The sequence below is a fragment of the Vibrio chanodichtyis genome, from assembly GCF_028863985.1.
Lineage (GTDB): Bacteria > Pseudomonadota > Gammaproteobacteria > Enterobacterales > Vibrionaceae > Vibrio > Vibrio chanodichtyis.
Genome location: NZ_JARBFT010000002.1, coordinates 299537 through 320825 on the forward strand (window position 1 = coordinate 299537; position 21289 = coordinate 320825).

At 47.0% G+C, this 21289-nt stretch carries 20 protein-coding genes and 2 tRNA genes; 12 read left to right on the forward strand and 10 right to left on the reverse strand.

Annotated elements, in window-relative coordinates:
- Positions 1-17 precede the first annotated feature (17 nt).
- On the reverse strand, positions 18-923 hold the full coding sequence (locus PUN32_RS03375; protein ID WP_274721763.1) for a LysR family transcriptional regulator: 906 nt from the start codon (positions 921-923) through the stop codon (positions 18-20).
- A gap of 113 nt (positions 924-1036) precedes the next feature.
- On the opposite strand from PUN32_RS03375, the gene PUN32_RS03380 reads away from it, so the two are divergent.
- The 3 genes from PUN32_RS03380 to PUN32_RS03390 all read left to right on the forward strand — a co-directional run bounded on the left by PUN32_RS03380 (position 1037) and on the right by PUN32_RS03390 (position 1941).
- Positions 1037-1537, forward strand: a complete 501-nt coding sequence (locus PUN32_RS03380; protein WP_274721764.1) for a lactoylglutathione lyase family protein — start codon at positions 1037-1039, stop codon at positions 1535-1537.
- 214 nt (positions 1538-1751) lie between these two features.
- A tRNA-Leu gene (locus tag PUN32_RS03385) sits at positions 1752-1838 on the forward strand.
- Between the two features lie 29 nt (positions 1839-1867).
- Positions 1868-1941: transfer RNA gene (locus PUN32_RS03390), tRNA-Cys, on the forward strand.
- Positions 1942-1992: 51 nt separating this feature from the next.
- On the opposite strand, the gene PUN32_RS03395 is transcribed toward PUN32_RS03390, so the two are convergent.
- The 6 genes from PUN32_RS03395 to glpA all read right to left on the reverse strand — a co-directional run bounded on the left by PUN32_RS03395 (position 1993) and on the right by glpA (position 10537).
- Positions 1993-3147 carry an MFS transporter gene (locus PUN32_RS03395; RefSeq protein WP_274721765.1) on the reverse strand — a complete coding sequence of 385 codons (1155 nt, stop codon included), beginning with the start codon at positions 3145-3147 and terminating at the stop codon, positions 1993-1995.
- 181 nt (positions 3148-3328) lie between these two features.
- Positions 3329-3763 (reverse strand): thioredoxin TrxC, encoded by a 435-nt coding sequence (gene trxC, locus PUN32_RS03400; protein ID WP_274721766.1) that lies wholly within the window; start codon positions 3761-3763, stop codon positions 3329-3331.
- Positions 3764-3929: 166 nt separating this feature from the next.
- Complete coding sequence (locus PUN32_RS03405) at positions 3930-5774, reverse strand: GGDEF domain-containing protein (protein WP_274721767.1); 1845 nt, start codon at positions 5772-5774, stop codon at positions 3930-3932.
- Positions 5775-6351: 577 nt separating this feature from the next.
- On the reverse strand, positions 6352-7578 hold the full coding sequence (gene glpC, locus PUN32_RS03410; RefSeq protein ID WP_274721768.1) for an anaerobic glycerol-3-phosphate dehydrogenase subunit GlpC: 1227 nt from the start codon (positions 7576-7578) through the stop codon (positions 6352-6354).
- On the reverse strand, positions 7578-8882 hold the full coding sequence (gene glpB / locus PUN32_RS03415) for a glycerol-3-phosphate dehydrogenase subunit GlpB (protein ID WP_274721769.1): 1305 nt from the start codon (positions 8880-8882) through the stop codon (positions 7578-7580). The genes glpC and glpB overlap by 1 nt, the downstream gene beginning before the upstream one ends.
- Positions 8879-10537: an anaerobic glycerol-3-phosphate dehydrogenase subunit A gene (gene glpA / locus PUN32_RS03420; protein WP_274721770.1), complete on the reverse strand. Its 1659-nt coding sequence runs from the start codon at positions 10535-10537 to the stop codon at positions 8879-8881. Before glpA ends, glpB begins: the two co-directional genes overlap by 4 nt.
- Positions 10538-11199: 662 nt before the next feature.
- On the opposite strand from glpA, the gene PUN32_RS03425 reads away from it, so the two are divergent.
- The gene (locus PUN32_RS03425; RefSeq protein WP_274721771.1) at positions 11200-12054 is read left to right on the forward strand and encodes an MIP/aquaporin family protein; all 855 of its coding nucleotides are present in this window, start codon (positions 11200-11202) and stop codon (positions 12052-12054) included.
- A 56-nt stretch (positions 12055-12110) separates the two neighbouring features.
- A complete protein-coding gene (gene glpK / locus PUN32_RS03430) occupies positions 12111-13625 on the forward strand; it encodes a glycerol kinase GlpK (protein ID WP_274721772.1) in 1515 nt (504 codons plus the stop codon).
- A 61-nt stretch (positions 13626-13686) separates the two neighbouring features.
- Here glpK and PUN32_RS03435 read toward each other — a convergent pair whose 3' ends face one another.
- On the reverse strand, positions 13687-14007 hold the full coding sequence (locus PUN32_RS03435) for a DUF496 family protein (RefSeq protein ID WP_166015325.1): 321 nt from the start codon (positions 14005-14007) through the stop codon (positions 13687-13689).
- A gap of 187 nt (positions 14008-14194) precedes the next feature.
- On the opposite strand from PUN32_RS03435, the gene PUN32_RS03440 reads away from it, so the two are divergent.
- The 3 genes from PUN32_RS03440 to PUN32_RS03450 all read left to right on the forward strand — a co-directional run bounded on the left by PUN32_RS03440 (position 14195) and on the right by PUN32_RS03450 (position 15507).
- Positions 14195-14386, forward strand: a complete 192-nt coding sequence (locus PUN32_RS03440; protein ID WP_274721829.1) for a hypothetical protein — start codon at positions 14195-14197, stop codon at positions 14384-14386.
- Between the two features lie 141 nt (positions 14387-14527).
- Positions 14528-15178 (forward strand): YceH family protein, encoded by a 651-nt coding sequence (locus PUN32_RS03445; RefSeq protein WP_274721773.1) that lies wholly within the window; start codon positions 14528-14530, stop codon positions 15176-15178.
- Positions 15178-15507 carry a GIY-YIG nuclease family protein gene (locus tag PUN32_RS03450; RefSeq protein ID WP_274721774.1) on the forward strand — a complete coding sequence of 110 codons (330 nt, stop codon included), beginning with the start codon at positions 15178-15180 and terminating at the stop codon, positions 15505-15507. The genes PUN32_RS03445 and PUN32_RS03450 overlap by 1 nt, the downstream gene beginning before the upstream one ends.
- Before the next feature lie 10 nt (positions 15508-15517).
- Here the strand turns inward: PUN32_RS03450 and PUN32_RS03455 are convergent, their stop codons facing one another.
- Together PUN32_RS03455 and PUN32_RS03460 are read right to left on the reverse strand one after the other, a co-directional pair.
- Complete coding sequence (locus tag PUN32_RS03455; RefSeq protein WP_274721775.1) at positions 15518-16183, reverse strand: PilZ domain-containing protein; 666 nt, start codon at positions 16181-16183, stop codon at positions 15518-15520.
- A gap of 317 nt (positions 16184-16500) precedes the next feature.
- Complete coding sequence (locus PUN32_RS03460; protein ID WP_406707951.1) at positions 16501-17019, reverse strand: hypothetical protein; 519 nt, start codon at positions 17017-17019, stop codon at positions 16501-16503.
- Between the two features lie 221 nt (positions 17020-17240).
- Between PUN32_RS03460 and PUN32_RS03465 the strand changes: the two genes are divergently transcribed.
- Genes PUN32_RS03465 through modC form a run of 4 tightly spaced genes read left to right on the forward strand, consistent with a single transcriptional unit; the run spans position 17241 to position 21269 of the window.
- On the forward strand, positions 17241-18704 hold the full coding sequence (locus PUN32_RS03465) for a cobyric acid synthase (RefSeq protein ID WP_274721777.1): 1464 nt from the start codon (positions 17241-17243) through the stop codon (positions 18702-18704).
- Between the two features lie 11 nt (positions 18705-18715).
- Positions 18716-19474: a molybdate ABC transporter substrate-binding protein gene (gene modA / locus PUN32_RS03470; RefSeq protein WP_274721778.1), complete on the forward strand. Its 759-nt coding sequence runs from the start codon at positions 18716-18718 to the stop codon at positions 19472-19474.
- A 2-nt stretch (positions 19475-19476) separates the two neighbouring features.
- The gene (modB, locus tag PUN32_RS03475; RefSeq protein WP_274721825.1) at positions 19477-20169 is read left to right on the forward strand and encodes a molybdate ABC transporter permease subunit; all 693 of its coding nucleotides are present in this window, start codon (positions 19477-19479) and stop codon (positions 20167-20169) included.
- Positions 20169-21269, forward strand: a complete 1101-nt coding sequence (modC, locus tag PUN32_RS03480; RefSeq protein ID WP_274721779.1) for a molybdenum ABC transporter ATP-binding protein ModC — start codon at positions 20169-20171, stop codon at positions 21267-21269. Before modB ends, modC begins: the two co-directional genes overlap by 1 nt.
- Positions 21270-21289 lie beyond the last annotated feature (20 nt).

Below are 21289 nucleotides of genomic sequence, written 5' to 3' on the forward strand. Positions count from 1 at the left end.
TGCTTGTGCGTTATCGGTTAAGATTGGCTGTAATCTGCGATCCATAACTTGAGTTGCTGATTGATGTTCGCAAAGCGCTGCGGTAAATCACGCTGCCTTTTTTTGACTAAATACAGGGTTTCGGTGACCGGCACTGGGTTTTGGTACACCGTGATCTGCTCACGCAGCAAGAAACTCTCCAGCGCAGATTTAGGTAACACAGTAAATCCCAAGCCTTGTGCAACGGGCAACAAAATTTGTTGGATTTGATTAACATAGCCGGCTACTGCGAAGCTTTCACTGTGCAGAGTGCTCAGAGTCGAGTTGGTACTTTTGGCTAAATAGAGCGAGAGATAATGGTCAATATCTGGATGGCGAATCAATCCGAGTTGGTGTAGACACTCAGCTAGCTCGTTCGGGTTTGGATGGCAAGTGTGTGGTAGCACTAAGCACAGCGGCTCTTCTCCTAAAACTTCACTGTCAAACACTCCGTGACTGGGTTGTGAGGTCACAATACCGATATCGATTTGTCCCTCTTTGATCGCACTCAGAATACGATGATTCGGTGCGGCTTCCAGTTCAATGCGCAGTTTAGGGTGGCGCTGTTGAATGGCCAGCAACTGTGGGTAGATCAGCAACGAGAGTGAGCCAGAGCAAGCAATCCGATAACTACCTGAAAAGGGTTCGTTGTCGTGGATCTGCTCAAGCAAATAATGCTCATTTTTGGCCAGTTGAGTGGCATACTCATACACCAAGCGCCCTTGATCGGTTAGCTCAAAACTTTTGTTGATGCGATGAATTAATGGTTGTTGGCACGCCTGCTCTAACTTGCGGATGTGCTGGGTTACTCCCGGCTGGGTCATAAACAGCTTTTCTGCGGTTTTGGTGAAATGCCGAGTATCGACTAAGGTTTTGAAAGTTTGTAACCAGATTGGATTGAGCATGCTATTGCCATAACGAATAATTATTAAAACAATGATAAACGATTATTTTTGTTTTACTAGCTGGCGCTTTATGCTTTCTCTCGTTGCCACTGAACTAACAAGCGAGAGTAATTATGACAACTTATCCACGTTCTTTTTCCCATATTGGTATTTCGGTTCCTGATTTATCTGCAGCCGTCAAATTTTATACTGAGGTGCTTGGTTGGTATCTGATCATGCCACCGACTGAGATTGTGGAAGATGATTCCGCGATCGGTGAAATGTGTACGGATGTATTTGGTAAGGGCTGGGAGAAATTTCGCATTGCCCATTTATCAACGGGTGATCGGATTGGTGTTGAGCTATTTGAGTTTAAAAATCAGCAAAACCCTGAAAATAACTTTGAATATTGGAAAACCGGTATTTTTCACTTCTGTGTGCAAGATCCTGATGTTGAAGGATTGGCAGAAAAAATTGTTGCCGCTGGTGGTAAAAAACGTATGGCTGCCCCACGTTTTTATTATCCGGGTGAAAAACCGTATCGCATGATCTATATGGAAGATCCGTTTGGCAATATTTTGGAGATTTACAGTCACAGTTACGAGTTGCACTATGCAGCGGGCGCTTACGCCTAAACGGTGACTAACCGGGCTTGCTAGTGGCAAGCCTTAATAACTGTGCGTAAAAACAGCGAGTTGAGTGTGTTTTATACCTGATGGTCGAAATCTTGCGCGGTCAGACGCTGATGATGCAATTTGTTATTGACCAAAAATCTTAATCCGTTAAAGTACGCCTCGTTGTCGCGGTGAAGCCGCACAGCTGATGGTGTCTTCCATCGCAGTATGCGTTGCCCTGGTGGTGAAATCGGTAGACACAAGGGATTTAAAATCCCTCGACTTTCGAGTCGTGCCGGTTCAAGTCCGGCCCGGGGCACCATCATTGCTTAACACAAGACATCTCACTTAGGCGCGTTGGCAGAGTGGCCATGCAGCGGATTGCAAATCCGTGAACCTCGGTTCGACTCCGGGACGCGCCTCCATCATTTCTCGATTGTTCCTCGTTGTTTTATTTTTTAGTTACCCGCGAAAGCCTATTCCCCTGCGACCCATTGACGCTTGTTGCTGACACTGTTGATCAGCATATACAGACAAGTGGTGAGCAAAATTGCAAATAGATAACCCATCAAGCCATGACGAGCTTGCATAAACCGATCGGCGCACAGCGGTCCAATCACCGAGCCCACGCTGTAGCTGAGCAGCATCACTTGAGTGGCTGATACGATGTAATTGGCTGCTAATTTGTCGCAGCCTAAATTAATTGCGATGGGGTAGAGAGCAAAGGTTGCCATGCCAAGTACAAATAACCCAACGCCAAGTGCCCATAACGAATTATCAACTGCGGTGAGTGCAATCGCTGCGCTACCGAGTAAACAAAACAGCGCCATTTGTAATGTGCGGCCTAAAAATTGAGATAGCCAAGGTACCAGTGGCTGTACCGCCATGCCGCCTAAAATGACCAGCGCCATCAAGTTGCCAAGTTCACTATGGGCAATACCGCGCTGGCTTAGCTCAACCGGCATCAAACCATAAATAGCCCCTAAAGTGAGCCCTGATACTAAGCAGCCGATCATCGCAGGTTGACTCAGCTTGCTCATTTGCTGCAGTGACAGTGAGCTGGCTTGCTGAGTAGACGGTTGATCGGTATGGCCATAAATGAGCACTAGACAAGCGATCAACAACAGAGCAATGATGGCAATAAAAGGCAGGAGTCCGGCAACCCCCAACGGTCCAATCGCCATTTGTCCTAATGCGGTACCGCCATACAGTGCGACCATATAAATCCCTAGCCGTTTGGCTCGCCCTTGTTCATCACCATGTAGCAGCCAAGATTCGACCACCACAAAGATCCCAGCCACAGCAATTCCTGCCACTAAACGGGCAATAAGCCAAACGCTAGTGTAGGGTAATAGAGGCATCACGATAATCGAGAGCTGTAATAGGCTTAAACAGCCAATAAAGGCATAGCGATGTCCTAACCGATTGACCACTGGCTCTGCCACTAAAGCCCCGGCTAACAATCCGGCGTAAAATCCACTGGCTAGCCAACTGGCCAAGCTCGCTTCTAGCTGATAGTACGGCAGCATTAAAGGGACCAGGCTCATCAAGTAGCCGGCAGCAATCGCATACAGGGTTAACGCTAACACGGGGACCGCAATACGGTTTTGTACAGTTGCAGGGATTTCCATCGCAGACCTCGAGACAACAAACTATTGGCGCGAATATCGAATGAATATTCAACTGAGTAAAATGAAAAAAAATGTTCTTGACGATAAGCTTTGCTTGTTGAACCGCAATCTTGGCTAACCGCCGTCAAGTGGGCGCTGATTTAACTACGCATGTCACTAAACGGCGGATAAACGACGGCTTTTACTTGGTTAGAGCTTGGTTTAGCCATTGGTCAAATTGAGACTTGGCCAGTGCGCCACTGAGCATTTCGACCCGTTGACCATTTTTAAACAGCATGATGGTCGGAATGCTGCGAATTTGGAAATGGGCGGCAAGGCTTTGCTGGGCTTCGGTATCAATTTTAATGAAACGCACTTGCCCTTTACGTTCGCTCGCTGCTGCGCTAAATACTGGCGCGAACCCAACACAGGGATTGCACCAAGGTGCCCAAAAGTCGATCACTAATGGCACATCACTGTGTAGCAAGGCGGAAAAATTAGCCTCAGTGCCTTCAATGGGTGCGCCATCAAGTAATGCATCGTGGCATTTACCGCAAGTCGGGTTCTGGTTAACCCGTGCGACAGGCACCCGATTGAGTGCATGGCAAATTGGGCAACGAGTATTAAATGTAGACATGGCTTCCTCTCTTTAGCTGACAGGTTGACTCTTAATGGTCAACTTAAGTATTTGATGGTGAATTATAGCGGTAAAAGTCGCCGTTAGATGATTTGATTGTTAGATATGATCTTAGACGGCAATCTGTCTTTTAAAGCACGCTTTGTTTCCACCATTAAGCTTAGATCTAGGAGTTTGGACGTGCAATGGCGACTTGATTACGACCTTGTTGCTTCGCCTGATACATTGCTATATCGGCTCGATGAATGATCTGCTCCACATCACTGTCTTGCTCAAGCTGAGCGATGCCAATACTGACCGAAACGTTTGAAGGTAAATTAGCCACCATAGTGCGGATCTTTTCGGCTGTCGAGACGGCATCATGATGAATCTGATTGGTTAAGATGACTAGAAATTCCTCACCACCACTGCGACCCACCATATCACCAGTATCCATGCAATCACGGATCGTATGGGCGACTTCAACTAAGATTTCATCGCCACGTTTATGACCATGAAGATCATTAATTTTTTTAAAAAAATCAATGTCGATTAATAGCACCGCTAAAGATGTAGCAGACTTTTGTGAGAGAGTATAATGATGACGTGCCAGTGCCATTATTTTACGTCGATTATAAAGACCAGTTAATTCATCAGTTTCAGAGAGTTTCTTCCAACGATAATTGCTACGCAGTTGAAAACCTAGAATTGCAAATAATAAGAGAATGAATAAAGCAAACGTAGTGTTACGCCAACGTTGGATTTTTAACTGGCTATCATTTATTTGCTGTTTTAACTGCTGCTGATGTTGTAGTTCGATGTTATGTTCGCGCAATTGTGACAATGTTTGTTCCAATTCGGCTAATTGGGATGCGTGATTTCTGAGGTCTAGCTCTAATTGGCTATTGGTTTCAATAAATGTTTGATACATGAGCACGCTTGCTTGATATTGCCCCAAGTTATTGAGTAATTCTGCACTTAATTTATAGGCGATGGTCATTAACTCTTGATGGCCATCTTGCTCTAGCACTGGAATGGCTTTGGTCACGAATGCTAGCGCGTCTTTATGTTGCCCTTGTTGACTATAAGCTAACCCAGTTAGTAGATCCAAAATGCCGAATGACATCTTATCAAAATACGAGTTATCAATAGATCGAACATTGGTTAGTTTATCGATGGCTAATTGTGTTTGCCTTTGCATGAGTAGCGCTTCGGCCCACAGCAAGCGAATTTCAACCACATCATACCAGCGGGGTATTGCACTGAAATACTGATCTGCTAATTCAAGTTCAGCGATTGCTAGTGAGTACTGCTTCATCTTGGTGTACACAATCGCGAGATAGATACGAGTATCATTAACGCTATTTATGTCATTAACTTGTTTATAATGAGTGAGTAGTTGATTGAACAACTCTGCCGCGTATTCATAGTTTCCTAGGCGGCGATAGGTATTGGCGATATAAGCTTGTTGTCGCCAAGCTGATTGGTCATAACCTTGATGATTAAATTGCTCTTGAGCAAGATTAAATTGTTTTAATGCTTTTAGCATCAAGCCTTGACTTGCATTAATCAAACCTAATTGGCTGTTAATTTTAGCTTGTAAATAAAGGTCATGCACTTCTAATGCTAAGTCTAGAGCCTGTTGATTATCATCGATAGCAGCTTGTTTATTGCCCAACCCATAATGCATACGGCCACGGCAGGCCAGATAACCAGATTGTGCTTGTTTATCGCCAAGGCGTTGGGCGATTTCGAGTTGTTGATCAGCAATTGCTATTGCTGCTGCATAGGCGTGTTTGGTGCGTTCAGGGATAGCTTCACATTCAAGGTGATGCAGACGCATTTTTAAAGATAGTGGATAGGTAGCTTGCTGTGTGCCAAGTAATGCAATCTGAGCTGAATAATCAGCAAGATGAAGATCTGCATCTTCTAAGTTATGCAATACGCTATCAAGCTTAGCCAGTTCGATATCAGCGGAATGAGTCTGACCGGGATAAAATAAATGGGCAGCCAATAAAACCGTTGTAATCATTCTCTGGCTATTTTTGATATTCCACATAACAAAGCCTATGTTCTTTTGTTGGTCATAAAAATATTGCTGAATTTTAGCTTGCATTGTCTTAGATATTGAAAATATTCATGGTTTAATTAAACTTTTTTCTAAATGAAAAAGCATGTTATATCAATCAATAAGAATCGTAAAACTCACCATTAATAACCAGTGTCTCTTATCCATGATAGGGAAAGAAGATTTAGTGCATATACTAAATGATTACAGGGGCGGTAAGCTAGCATGAATGATTAAAAATATATTATTTTTAAGTCTATTTGGTATGTATCATAATTATTCAGTGCTTTAATAGAGTTAACATAGTGAAATTTAATATAGATGAGATTTGATTAATAAAGGTGGCAATTGTATTTTTCAGCATCTGAATATAATTGGCTTGATGATCATTTGATATGAGGTCTGTAAAAATACCGCCCAAGTATATCCTACTACGAGTTAGCAAGGCTATAGCGTTGTTGGCATTTATGCTCCCCATTCACACAGATTACCTATGTTCATGGGGAGCGTGTTGATTGCCCCGGTATTTTTATCGCGAGATTTAGTCGGCGAGTGCCATCGCCAGTAGAGTTACAGGGTGCAGGGTTGTGAGATGAGCATTTTCTTCAATTTGCCACTTACAGGTTTCGCAATCTGTGATGGCATAGTCGGCATCGGATGTTTGGATTGCCTCAAATAGGTGTGAGCCAATTTGTTTCGATACCGCGTAGTTCTCCTCTTTAAATCCGTAAGTTCCGGCGAGTCCACAACATTGGCTATCGAGCACCACCAGCTCTAAGCCGGGGATCATTTTCAGCAGCTCAATGGTGAACATCACATTACCGCTGCGTTCTAAATGGCAAGGGGTGTGATACAGCACTTTTTTGTGTACCGGCTTCATTTGCGGTGCATTACCACTCATGAATTCTTTGAGTAGAAAACGGGTGACGTAATGAATTTGATCCGCCACTTGGCTGTTATCTACCCCCAGTACATGCGGGTACTCTTGCTGCAGTGTAAAAGAGCAGGTGGAGGAGGTCGAGATCACTGGCGCGTGGTAATTATTGACCATCGCGGTGAGCTGCTTGACGTTGTGCAGCGCGTTATTGCGCGCTTTATTATGAAAGCCGTTGGCGATCAACGGCACACCACAGCATTTTTCACTGTCGAGTAAGCGCACGCCAATATTCATCGCATTCATCACGCGGACCAAGTCTTTGCCCAGTTGTGGATGATTGTAGTTAACGTAGCAGCCATGAAAATAAGCCACTTGGCGTGAGTAGAGCGGCTGGCTGGTACAATTTTGTTTAAACCAGCGCCGAAAAGTGCCGTGTGAATATTTGGGGAGGGTTTTATGATCATGTACGCCAATCGTTTTGTGCATCAGTTTTTTGACCAATGGCAGCGAGGTGGCTGCGTTGACTAAAGGCGCAAAAGGGGTAGCCAGTGAGCCAAACAGATCGGTATGGCTGAGCACAAAATCACGCACCAATTTAGGATTGAGCGGTTTTTTGCCATATTTACCCCGCGCAACGGCGATTATATCCCCAATTTTTACGCCGGAGGGGCAAGCGGTTTCACAGCGTTTGCAGTTAGTACACAGCTTGAGCGCATCATCATAATATTCAGCACTTTTGATGCGTAAGCGTTCGCCGTCTGGGCCACACTGTTTGGGGCCCGGATAATCAGGGTTGGCTTTGGCTACCGGGCAATAAACCGTACACACCGTACATTTAATGCATTGGTCAAAACTGGTGCTTTGGGGGGCGGAGTGGATAAAGCTCATCATTAAACCTCCTCGGTTGGTGCCGCAGTGTCACGCGCTAAAATCTGCTCTAGAGCATGATAGGCGGTGGCAATCGCCACCCCACCGCCACAGCTTTCAAAGACCGGATCATAGCCACTTAACATGGCTCCGCAGCACCACAGGTTTTCAATCGTGGTGCCTTGACGGGTTGGATGCAAATGGCGATCGGTTTTGACTCCAAACGTCATAAAAGGGTGTGATTGGGTAGCGATAAACTGGGTATCGCGCCATAACGCCCGCTCGCCGGTTTGTTGTACCTCCAGATCGAAAATCGGCTCTTGGATCGTATGTTGTGAAGCGTGTAAACCTTGGCTAAAGTAGCTGCCGGTCGCCATGACATAGTGTTGCGCGGTGAGTGGAAAATCGCGCAGATTTTGAGTGTAAATGGCATTGAGGCGAGTGCCATCAAATATCCCATTAACGACTTTATCGCCTTTGAGCTGCACCCCACCAGCTTGAATAAAACTGCGTTGTAGCGCATCTTCAATCCGGATCCCGAGTAATGATGGCGGCATGGTTGGCACTTCATGAAAACGCAGTTGAGTCACTTGCTGCAGTTCGCTCATCAGTTGTAGCCCATCGCCGTTGCCAGTGATGGCGGGCATGATCACCAGATCGTCTGGTTGTGCAAGTTGGATCAGTTGTTGACACAGCGCTTGCCATGCTGAGGTTTGGCGCAGTAAACGGGCCAGATCAATTGAGCGCAGTTCATAAGGATTACCGCGCAGCTCACTAAGCCCCGGCAGAGTGACTGATGCGGCAATAATCGGAGTGTGTGCCAGTTCTGGGCGCTGGGCTAAGTTATCGCACAGCATGGCTGGTTGAAAATCACGATAGCCTTCAATCGTGATCACTATGATACGAGCAAAATCTGCTTGGCCGCGATAGGGATAGACAAACGGTTGTGATAGCCAACTGTTTCTCAAACTGCCCAGTGGCGTGATGCGCCAATGATTCGCACCATCCGCTTGATGATGTAACGGAACCTGCGCTTGCTGTAACGTGCGTTGAAACCACAGCAAACCTTGTTCGCTGGTTTGACGTCCGACCTTGATGTAAGGGTGCTCAGGGGCTTGCTGTTGCAGCGCGGCAAAAGCCTCAAAAGGCTGATCGACTAAAGTACCATCAGGCAGGCGACCCAGTACATCAATTGAACCCGAGGAGAAATGCAGCGCACTTTGCCCTTGGTTGATTAACACTACTTTTTTTCCAGCTTGCAGCGCGCGCAGCGCGGCGCAATATCCGGCAATCCCGCCACCGATGACGGCCACATCATAATGCATCATTGTTGTTTCTCCGTGGCTGAGTCTAAGTCAGGTAACTCGCTGGCCCCGAGCAAGCCTTGATAAATCCAATAGCTAAATTCCGCTTCGCGCAGCGCATCACCCCAAAAAATCGGTTTAATGCCTTTCCAGCGCTCTTCGAGAAAATCGACCAATAGATGACTGGATTGACAACCCGAAACTTGCCCGTACTCACTAAACAGGCTGGCGGCGCGGTAGCTACACAGCTCACCCTGACAAGGCCCCATGCCTAAACGAGTGCGGCGGCGGAGATCAACCAAATTATTCACCGCAAGGTGTTTAATGGCGTATTCAATCTCGCCTGCGGTGACCATTTCGCATTCACAAATCACCGCTTGGCTCTTGGCATCGTCCGCTAAAAAGCTGGCCGCCCGTTCTCCGTGACGGTAAATGGCTGATTCATAAACGGGTTTAGCAAGTATTGGTTTGGCAATGCTGGCGGTTTTTTTAATCGGTTGCGGGGGCTGTTGAGAGCCCGGCAAAGGGCGTAAATGGGTCTGGCAAGCTTGAGTATTGCCGAGTTTTTTCGCGACCAGATCAGTGGCCCATTCTGCCATTAAACGGTAAGTCATCAGCTTGCCGCCAGTAATGGTGGTGAAGCCTTTTAGGCCATCGCGCTGCTCATGATCCAGCAATACAATGCCACGGCTGATATTGCGGCCACTGCCATCGTCATCGACCGCTACTAAGGGACGCACGCCGGCATAAGCGCGCAGTACCCGTGTATTGGCCATGATCGGTGCAAGTTTGGCCCCTTCTGCCAGCAAAATATCGACTTCACGTTCGGTGACTTGTAGGTTATCTATCTGATCATAATCAATATGCTCTGAGGTGGTCCCGATCAGCGAAATGGTATCGCCCGGCACTAAAATATCCGCATCAGAAGGCTTGCGGCAGCGATTAATCACCAGATTGTTAATCCGATAATCTAAGATCAGCAAGGAACCTTTGGCTGGAAACATTTTGATATTGAGATCGGCATATTCGCAGATGTTTTGTCCCCAAATGCCCGCGGCGTTAATCACTTGCTGAGCAAAAATATCAAATTTGCTGCCATTGGCTAAATTTTGGCAGCGCACGCCACGCACCGTATCGCCTTGCCGAATCAGCGCAATGACGATAGTGCGATTGAATAAGCGTGCGCCATGCTCCTTGGCATCCAACATATTTGCGGCACACAGCCGGAACGGGTCGAGTGTGCCGTCGGGCACTTTAACCGCACCAAGTAAGGCTGGGTTAACGTTCGGCTCTAGCAATAGTGCTTGTTTGCGGGTTAAACGCTCGGTTGCAATACCTGCGCTAGTACAAGCTTGCATAAAGCGATCTTGAAAGCTCAAATCATCTTCTGGCAGGGTGATAAATAGGCCATCAGTGGCTTCCACGCAGTGACGAGCAATTGATTTGAGGATTTTATTTTCTTGAATACATTCGCGCGCTGATTCGATGTCTGTGACCGCGTAGCGAGCGCCGGAGTGTAGCAAACCGTGATTACGGCCGGTGGTGCCGGCAGCGATATCATCTCTTTCTACTAACACGCAACGTAGGCCGCGCAAGGCGCAATCACGCAAGATACCGGTACCAGTGGCTCCGCCGCCAATAATCACGACCTCAGTTTCAATGGTTGGATAAGCCGTCATAAGTTAAACCTTATGTCACCAAAATACATGCATTGAGTGTGGCATTGTTTTCTTTTTATGTTCGATATTTCGCTCACAAAAGCGCGAACGAATATTTTTTGAATCATCGAATGATGATTTGTGCTATGAGTCGTTTGTTAATGACGGATAACTTAAATGTGTTATGAACGGAAGGCGTGAACGGATTGGATAGGAATAATGGCCAGCAATAAGTGAAAAATCTGTTTTTACTTGTTGATATATATTGAATTTATCCATGATTAAACAGGTTGCTGATTTTTACTGATTGTGGATGAAAGGCAGGTCTATGCACTGAAACCAATCGGTTATTGATTCGGTTATCGATTCGATCATCACTGAAAATGATGCGTTATTTAACAAAAATCGAATCTTTAGGCAACAAATCTGTGTTCGAACACTCATTAATCGAGGTTGTTTGTTTTCGAGGTGTTTTTTTTGTGCCAGATTAATGGCGAACAATTCAGTTGTTCATCCAATAACGGCTCACATTCTTGCCATCACAGCCAATTGATGTAGATGCCAATTTGGCATCTACCATAAAAAGCAATATATCAGCCAACTATGCTGCAAATGGAATAATGGTTGGAGACTCTTGCTAAAAGATAGGGCTATGGTCGCAATATAATAAAAGGACTCTGACTATGAAGCAAACAAAGCAACATACTCTGCTGGGGCAGTGTATCGCCGAGTTTATCGGCACCGGACTATTGATCCTATTTGGTGTCGGTTGTGTGGCGGCACTGGTATTAACCGGGGCGCAATTCGGACAATGGGAAATCAGCATTGTCTGGGGCTTGGGCGTAGCAATTGCGATTTACTGCACCGCTGGGGTATCTGGCGCACATATCAATCCTGCGGTGACCATCGCATTGGCGGTATTTCACGGTTTTGATAAAGCGAAAGTGCTGCCTTATATCCTCGCTCAAGTGGCTGGCGCATTCTGCTCTGCGGCCTTGGTTTACAGTTTGTACAGCAATCTTTTTACTGATTACGAAATCGCCCACAATTTTGTACGTAGTAGCCAAGAAGCGTTAGCCACCGCGGGTATTTTCTCCACTTATTCACACCCATCACTCTCTTTTCTCGGGGCGATTGCGGTTGAATTCACCATTACTGCGGTACTGATGTTTGGGATCCTAGCTTTGGGTGATGAGAATAATGGCGCACATCGTAATGCGCTTAATCCATTGCTGATTGGACTTTTAATTGCGGTGATCGGTGGCTCATTAGGTCCATTGACTGGCTTTGCGATGAATCCGGCGCGTGATTTTGGTCCTAAGCTGTTCGCGTATTTTGCCGGATGGGATTATGCGCTGACTGGCGCGCAAGACATTCCGTATTTCATTGTACCGATTGTTGCACCGATCTTAGGCGCTTGCTTCGGTGCTTGGGCGTATCCCAAATTTATTGCCGTCTATCTGCCGAAAGTCGGCACTGGTTGTACCATTCCTAACCAGTGTGATTGCGCAGAAGAGGGCGAAGAAGCTCATATCTAGCGAACATAAAATAAAAATATTGATAACTTATTACGTGAAACGAGAAGGAATAGAACATGACTGAGCAAAAATACATTGTCGCGCTTGATCAAGGCACCACTAGCTCACGTGCTGTGGTGTTAGATCATGATGCCAATATTGTGAGCGTTTCTCAGCGTGAATTTACCCAAATCTACCCACAAGCGGGGTGGGTGGAGCACGATCCATTAGAAATTTATGCTACGCAAAGTTCAACCTTAGTCGAAGCGCTAGGTAAAGCGGGGATCCGCAGTGATCAAGTCGCCGCGATCGGTATCACCAACCAGCGTGAGACCACCATAGTCTGGAATAAAGAAACCGGTAAACCGGTGTGTAACGCGATTGTATGGCAGTGCCGACGTACTGCGGCGATTTGTGAAAAGCTCAAAGCGCGTGGCTTAGAAGATTACATCCGTGACAATACCGGCTTAGTGCTCGACCCCTATTTCTCCGGTAGCAAAATTAAATGGATTCTGGACAATGTTGCAGGTGCGCGTGAGCAGGCCGAAGCTGGCCAACTGTTGTTTGGTACGGTCGATACTTGGCTAGTGTGGAAAATGACTCAAGGCCGGGTGCACGTGACGGATTACACCAATGCTTCACGGACCATGCTGTTTAATATCAATACATTACAGTGGGATGAGAAAATCTTGGCCGAATTCGATATTCCACTGTCGATGATGCCACAAGTGAGAAAATCATCCGAAGTGTATGGTCAAACCAACATTGGTGGTAAAGGTGGTACGCGTATTCCTATCGCAGGCATTGCCGGCGATCAACAAGCGGCATTGTATGGCCAAATGTGCGTACAAGCGGGGCAGGCAAAAAATACCTACGGTACCGGCTGCTTCCTATTGATGAACACTGGGCAAGAAAAAGTGACTTCCCGTAATGGATTGCTTACCACCTTGGCTTGTGGTCCGCGTGGGGAGCCCGCTTATGCTTTAGAAGGTGCGGTATTTATGGGCGGCGCTTCGATTCAATGGTTGCGTGATGAGCTTAAGCTGATTTCTGATGCCTGTGATTCAGAATATTTTGCTACCAAAATGGATACCTCGAATGGCGTGTATGTGGTGCCAGCATTTACCGGATTGGGTGCGCCCTATTGGGATGCTTATGCTCGCGGTACGATTGTTGGTTTAACCCGTGGGGTCAATTCCAACCATATTATTCGTGCCACACTGGAAAGTATTGCCTACCAGACTCGAGATGTACTGGATGCGATGCAAGCGGATTCTGGGATCAAACTTTCTGCGTTACGGGTTGATGGTGGCGCAGTGGCCAATAATTTCTTAATGCAGTTCCAAGCCGATGTGTTGGATACCGAAGTGCATCGCCCCAAAGTGACCGAAGTAACGGCTTTAGGCGCTGCTTATCTTGCTGGGCTGGCGGTTGGGTTCTGGGATAATTTGGATGAATTGCAAGGCAAAGCGGAAATTGATCGCAGCTTTACCCCTCATCATGATGAAGAGAAGCGTCAACGTCGCTATCGCGGTTGGAAACGAGCGGTGAAATGTGCGCAAGCTTGGGCTGAGTTACACGACGAAGAGTAATCAAGCTTGAGTCAGTGAACGAGTAAAAAATCAGACCCACCATAAGGTGGGTCTGGAATTTTTAGGCTTTCTTGCCTTGAGTCATCTGCTTATCGTGCTCTGTCAGATCTTTAATGCGACGACTGAGGTCACGGCGCTCTTTCGAAATCTCAGCACTTTTGATGATGTGATCATCAACACGATCTTCGTAGTCTGATTTCATGTTTTTGATGATAGTTAGGATCTCTTCATGGCTCATGTTGGGTTTAATGTAGTCCAACAGGTTAACCAGAAGCTCAACGCGTTTACGGTTATCACGAACTTTTTTCTCGTTATCATCGAGTTCACGTTGAAGTTTATTTTTACGACGAGCCAAGCTCACAATTTCAAATACGCTGTTCATAGGTTCCTTTTCCTACTTTTAAGGCAACTGCAAAGATTAAAGCACAACAACTCTCTTCATAACAGACTTAAGATCAATACGTAGCTTAACTTGAGCAATTAATCGCCACTTAGTCTGGTTGTTGGTTGTACATCACAAAATAAGCGCTATATGATGTGCACCATTGACGATTATAGACTCCACTACCATGCATACCTCTGATATTTTGGTGTCTCCAACGCCGCGAACCAGTGAAACTGGCGTAACTAAGCTAGGGCAAGCTTACCTGCAACAGCGTCAGCAACTTGAATTGACGGAAATTGAACTAAAGCGCACTAAAATCGCCATGCTTGATGAAGATGGCCAATTGATCCGACTAGCTTGGCTACTCGATCACTAAAGTGTGCAAAATCAATGCGATGAACGCCATATTGAAGATGCCAAAACTTAATCAACGGCTGGTTTAATCAACCAATTGTTTAATTAACCGATAGTTTAATTAACGGATGGTGAACTAGCCCGCCAGTAAAAGGACCGTACGATGAATATCCAACTCTCGCCACTTGAAGCCCGCGTGATTGGTTGCTTGATTGAAAAAGAAATTACCACTCCAGACCATTATCCACTAACGCTCAATAGTCTCACTATCGCTTGTAATCAAAAAAGTAACCGTGAACCCGTGTTGTCACTGAGTGAGGCCGAAGTTCAAGATACGGTCGCTGGATTAATTACGCGCCGTTTAGCCAGTGATGAAAGCAGCTTTAACAGTCGCACCAGTAAATATCAGCACCGTTTTTGCAATACTGAATTTGGCGATTTAAAACTTGATCCACAAGAGTTAGGCCTAATTTGCTGTTTACTGCTGCGTGGCGCGCAAACCCCTGGTGAATTGCGCACCCGCAGTAACCGTTTGTGTGAATTTAGCGACGTCAAACAAACTGAAGCGGTACTTGAGCGGTTAGCGAACCGAGCGTCTGGTGCTTTGGTGGTTAAATTAGCCCGTGAACCCGGTAAGCGTGAATCACGTTATCAGCACCTATTTTGTGGCGCGGTGGATGTGGCTGAGTTTGCTGCCAGTGCAGAGCTTGAGGCTGTGCCAGCGACACAATTGACACAGTTAGAGCTGGAAGTGGCCGCACTACGTGCAGAAGTCGCCGAGCTGCGTGGGCTAGTCGAGCAGTATTTAGCCTAATGTCTGCACCAGCTTGGTTTGTCTATTTCGTCCGTACTGCAGGTAATGCACTGTATTGCGGTATTACCACCAATCTTGAGCGCCGCTTTGCCCTGCATCAACAAGGCCGCGGTGCCAAAGCACTGCGTGGTAAAGGTCCGCTCAAATTGGTTTGGTCGGCGGCGGTGCCGGAAGGAAAACGTGCCGCCTTACAAGTCGAATATCGCATTAAACGACTGCCGAAAGCACAAAAAGAAGCACTGGTGCAGGGTGAGCTTGCATTCGCACTGTTGCAACGTAGATGGCAGATCGGCGATGACCGCGCTAGCCAACAAGATAGTATCGATTGAGCACAACGTGTTACAGCGAGCCGGCGAGAAAAGCTTGCTCTAAAATCTGTTTTTTCAAGCTCTCAGTTAATTGGATCGGCTGGGCAAATTGAATACCAATCAAATGTCCGTTGGGCTGGCGACGAATATTAACAATATGGCTGTCGATGTGCGTTGGCAGTAAAGGATCCAGTTCACTGTTAATCGATACACCTGTGCCTTTGTTTAACTCATTCTCCCCCGCAATGAACACTCCGCAACCGGAAACCGAAAAGTCAATTAAGCTACCAGTATAACTTTTGTTGCCTTGATTGAGCTCTGCTGGGATAGCCAATTTGTAGCGTTCATGGCTACGGATCGCTTTGGTAGCAAAGTGTTTAGGTGGTCGTAAAAACAGCACACAGAAGGGTTTGGAGCTGGCTTGTATTATTGAACTCTTAAACGCCAAAATATGGCCGAGTTCAGTGTCACATATGCCCCTTAATATAATCTGCACGTTATTCAGCTTGCGCATCACCAGTGCTTCATAACAGCCCTGTGGAAATTCCAGCACAATGTATTGCTCGATCTTGTGGCCAACTAGTGCGGTGTGAAAAATGTAAGTATCTTCGGGACCAAATTGGATCTCGGCCGAGACTTTCATTCCGGGCTTTAGCAGTAATGCCAATTTATGCAGATCATTCGAACCGACAGCCATGTCCAACTCTTCATTTGCTTTGATGATTGCTTAAGTTATACACCGTAATTCGTACGCTTGACCACTTTGAAATGCCGATAGTTGCATAAACGTGATGGTTAAACGATGCAAAGCGATCAACTTGCTACTTAATGGAATCTATGATCCGTAGTGGCAGGCTTAATATCCCCTTCCTATTTGAAGCTGCAGCGGTGTTGGCTACGTTTGTTCACCCCAATTACATAGTTTGCCTATGCTCATGGGGATTCACTCACTTGCCGCCTACCTGCAACTCCAAGTTGTTTGGGTATAGGATTGGCCCAACAGATACGCTGAAATTAGAATTGGAAACGTACGCCCATGCCAATTTGTGGTCCCCATACTCCGGCATTACGTACTTCTGCGCTGAGGGCTAACTGATCAGTGGAGTGAAAACGCACCCCGGCAATTACGACCGAATGATCATCTAAACGGCCAATCCGTGCATGGCCTTCCACTTGATTGGTCAACCAAACACGAGTACCGACATTGAGTTCCATCTGAGTATCGTTGTTACCACCTAATTCTTTTGGTGTACGGATATGGTGAACTAACAGTTGCCCATACACATCAGCAAAGGGACTCACTGGGCCGTTAAAGCCAATGCCGCCGGCAATATCCCAATCGCTTTCAAACTGAGAATCGATGCGGGCGATAAAATGTGAGTTATTGGTAAAGTAAGTACTGAATTCAGCGCCGCCAGATTGTGGACTCATCGCGGTTCTAAACTCAACAAAGTTGTAATTAAAGTTATTCGCCCACGTTGGGGTAGCAAGCACGAGGGCAAGGAGTAAGGAAAATGGCAGTGTATTGCGCATCATGATGGTGTCCGCATTCAATCAAATAGGTGGCAAAGATACCGTAATCGTAAGCAAATTACAGGCCATTTATTTCGATTGATGGTTTTTGGAAGCTCAAGGATTAATAAATGATCTAACACGCTGGAATGAAACAAATAAGCGGCTGGCCAATGTGCTGTAAGCTGCAACTGCAGTCGGTTTCGGTATATGATGGCGTCAAATTCAGACAGTGAAGTGAAATGATGTCGACATCAATCGCATTAATGGTTCAGGGCACCACCTCTGATGCAGGGAAAAGTGTGTTAGTGGCGGGGTTATGCCGTGTTTTAGCCAGAAAAAACATCAAGGTGGCGCCATTCAAGCCCCAGAATATGGCGCTGAACAGTGCCGTCACCCCTGATGGCGGTGAAATTGGTCGCGCTCAGGCTGTGCAAGCACAAGCGTGTGGGATTGCGCCGAGTGTGCACATGAACCCTGTGCTACTCAAACCAAATTCAGATACCGGTGCGCAAGTGATTTTGCAAGGGCGTGCTTTATCGAATATGGAAGCGAGTGCTTACCATGACTATAAAAAAGTGGCACTGGAAACCGTGATGGATTCGTTTCAGCGGCTGCAAAATGAGTATCAAGCGGTGATGATTGAAGGGGCGGGCAGTCCGGCGGAAATCAATTTGCGCGCCAATGATATTGCCAATATGGGCTTTGCTGAAGCTGCCGATGTCCCCGTGATCATTGTGGCGGATATTGATCGTGGTGGTGTGTTTGCTCATTTATACGGTACGCTGGCTTTGCTTTCCGAGTCGGAGCAGGCGCGAGTGAAAGGGTTTGTGATTAACCGTTTTCGTGGTGATATTGCCTTGTTGCAATCGGGGCTGGATTGGTTAGAGCAAGCCACCGGTAAGCCAGTGATTGGTGTGTTGCCTTACCTGCACGGTTTTGATCTGGAAGCTGAGGATGCAATTGCGGCTCATCAGACGTTGGCGGAAGAAAGCCAATTGCGGGTTGTGGTCCCAGTATTGGCGCGGATCAGTAATCACACTGATTTTGATCCTCTACGGTTAAATCCGCACATCGATTTTCGCTATGTTAGGCAAGGTGAATCACTACGCGGCGCGGATCTGATCATCTTGCCTGGCACCAAATCGACGCGGGCCGATCTGGCTTACTTACGTGCCCAAGGTTGGGATAAAGAGATTGTGCGTCACTTGCGTTTAGGCGGTAAAGTCATCGGGATTTGTGGCGGATTTCAAATGCTGGGGGAATGGGTGCATGATCCGCTCGGGATTGAAGGTGAAGCGGGCAGTAGCCAAGGGCTGGGTTTGCTGGCGATGCAAACCGAGTTGAGTGCGGAAAAACGCCTTACTAATGTGCAAGGAAGGTTGACACTCAATGGTCAATCTGTGGCGGTGCAGGGTTATGAGATCCACGCCGGACGTTCTGATTGGCAGCAACCACTACCTAGTCCAATCATCCTGAATACGGGGGATGTTGACGGTCTAGTTAGTGAGGATAATCAACTGTTTGGCACCTATTTACATGGTATTTTTGATTTGGCGGAAACCGCGCAGTGCCTTTGTCAATGGGCGGGTGCGGCCAGTATTGAGCCGTATGATCATCGAGCCATACAAGAACAGGCGATCAATCGTATTGCCGATGCCATTGAACAACATCTTAATCTAGATCTGTTATGGCCAGATTTATAAGGAAAATCTCTATGTTTAAACGTATGACTTTACTGCTATGTTTAGCGGTTCATGTGCTGCCGGTTAGCGCGCAAGAGACGCTACGCATTTATGCGGCATCATCGATGACCAATGCAGTTGAAGCGTTGGTCGATGCTTATCAACAGCAACATGATGTCAAATTGGTGACGGTGTTCGGTGGCTCTTCTTCTTTAGCGCGTCAAATCGAAGTGGGAGCACCAGCGGATTTGTTCATTTCAGCCAGTGAAGACTGGGCGGATTACCTGGTTGAAAAATCGTTGGTAGAAAAACAGCAGGTGGTCACCTTAGCGGCAAATCGCTTGGTATTGATTCGCCCTACTGCGCAGCCAATTGAAGCATTTGATCTGCAAAACCTCACGGCATGGCAAGCTGCTTTGGCGGATTCTCGATTGGCGGTGGCACAGGTTGATGCGGTACCCGCCGGTGTCTATGCTAAGCAGGCGTTGCAGCATTTAGGTGTCTGGTCAGGATTAGAGACTCGTTTGGCACAAACCAATAACGTGCGAATTGTGTTAGCGCTGGTCGAACGGGGGGAATCACCGCTGGGGATTGTGTATAAAACCGATGCGATATTGAGTGATAAAGTGGCGCTGGTCAGCGATTTTCCAGAGCAGTCACATCAAGCGATACGTTATCCGTTAGTTCAACTCAATGATAAAGCGGCTAATGCTGAGCTAGTCGCATTTTTGCGCTCTGCGGCAGCGCAACAGATCTTACAGCGCTTTGGCTTTGAGTCAGTAAGCGAGTAGGCATAGTGTTGACCGATTACGAATGGGCCGCCTTGCTGCTTAGCCTTAAAGTGGCGGGTTACGCCACAGTATGGTTATTGCCGATAGGCATTTTACTGGCGTGGCTGTTGGCACGCAGTTCTTTTGTTGGCAAAGGGCTGATTGATAGCCTAGTGCACTTGCCTTTGGTATTGCCACCAGTGGTGGTTGGTTATTTATTGCTGATTAGTATGGGGCGAAAAGGTTGGCTTGGGCAGTGGCTGTATCAAGTTTTTGGGATCAGCTTTAGCTTCAGTTGGCGTGGTGCAGTGCTGGCTTGCATGGTGATTGCGCTACCGTTAATGGTGCGTTCAATTCGCTTGAGTTTAGAAAGTGTGGATCGAAAACTGGAACAAGCTGCGCGTACTTTGGGGGCATCACCCGTGCGAGTCTTTTTTACTATCACTTTGCCGCTGACCCTACCGGGCATTTTAACTGGGGTGATGCTTGCATTTGCGCGCAGTCTAGGTGAGTTTGGCGCCACCATCAGTTTTGTGTCGAATATTCCCGGTGAAACGCAAACCATCCCGCTGGCCATGTTTACCTTTTTAGAAACGCCGGGTTCGGAAATGCAAGCTGCCCGTTTGTGTGTGATTTCGATTGCGATTGCACTTGGGTCACTGTTCGCCTCGGAATGGCTAAGCCGCCGGATTAAGCAGCGCTTGGGAGTACAATGATGGGCGAATTGATTTTACAAGTGCAGCAGCAGTTAGGTGAGACTCGTCTTGAGGTTGACTTGCGTTTACCCGCCGCGGGGATTTGTGCGATTTTTGGACGCTCAGGGGCGGGGAAAACCTCACTGATCAATGTGATCAGCGGGTTAAGTACACCACAGCAAGGTGAGATCCATATTGCGGGTCGCACGCTATTTAGTTCAACCCAAGGCATTAATCTGCCGATTGAGCAGCGTAAGATTGGCTATGTATTTCAAGATGCGCGGCTTTTCCCACACTATACCGTGCGTGGCAATCTAAATTATGGGGTGAGCTGCCCAGATGCGGCTTATTTTGCCAGCGTGACCAATTTGTTGGCGTTACAGCCGCTATTGGATCGCTATCCGCGTGATTTATCGGGCGGAGAAAAGCAGCGCGTTGCGCTGGGGCGAGCACTGTTATCAAAACCGGATTTGTTGTTAATGGATGAGCCGCTGGCCGCATTAGATATGCCACGTAAGAAAGAAGTGATGCCTTTTTTGGAAAACTTAGCCCAACATTTTCAGCTACCGATCTTGTATGTCTCACACAGCACACAAGAAATTTTACGCTTGGCTGATCATTTGGTGGTGTTAGAGCAGGGTCAAGTGCTCAGTGCTGGGCCCATCGAGCAAGTGTGGTCATCAAAGGCGATGCGACCTTGGCAATCGTTCAGCGAGCAAAGTACGCTGTTTACCGCAACGGTGACCCAACAGCATCCGCAGTATGGTTTGAGCCAAGTTTGTTTGGCGGAAGGGGTGGAACTTTGGGTGCAGCAGATTGAAGCACAACGGGGTAATCGTGTGCGGATGCAAGTGCGCGCTAACGATGTGTCGATTGCGTTACAAAAACCGATTGCAAGTTCGATCCGCAACATTCTACCCGCCCAGATTGTGGCGATTGAACATCAAGCTCCGAGTAAAAAAAGTGTCTCGCTCAAACTTGAATTAGCGGCTGGGTGTTATTTGTGGGCGGTGGTCACCGAATGGGCTTACGCTGAGTTGGCACTTGACGTGGGTATGCCAGTATTTGCGCAAATCAAAGGGGTCAGTGTGTCACAGCGTGATGTGGTTTTGACTCATTGAGCTTGTAGAGCTAGAGCGTG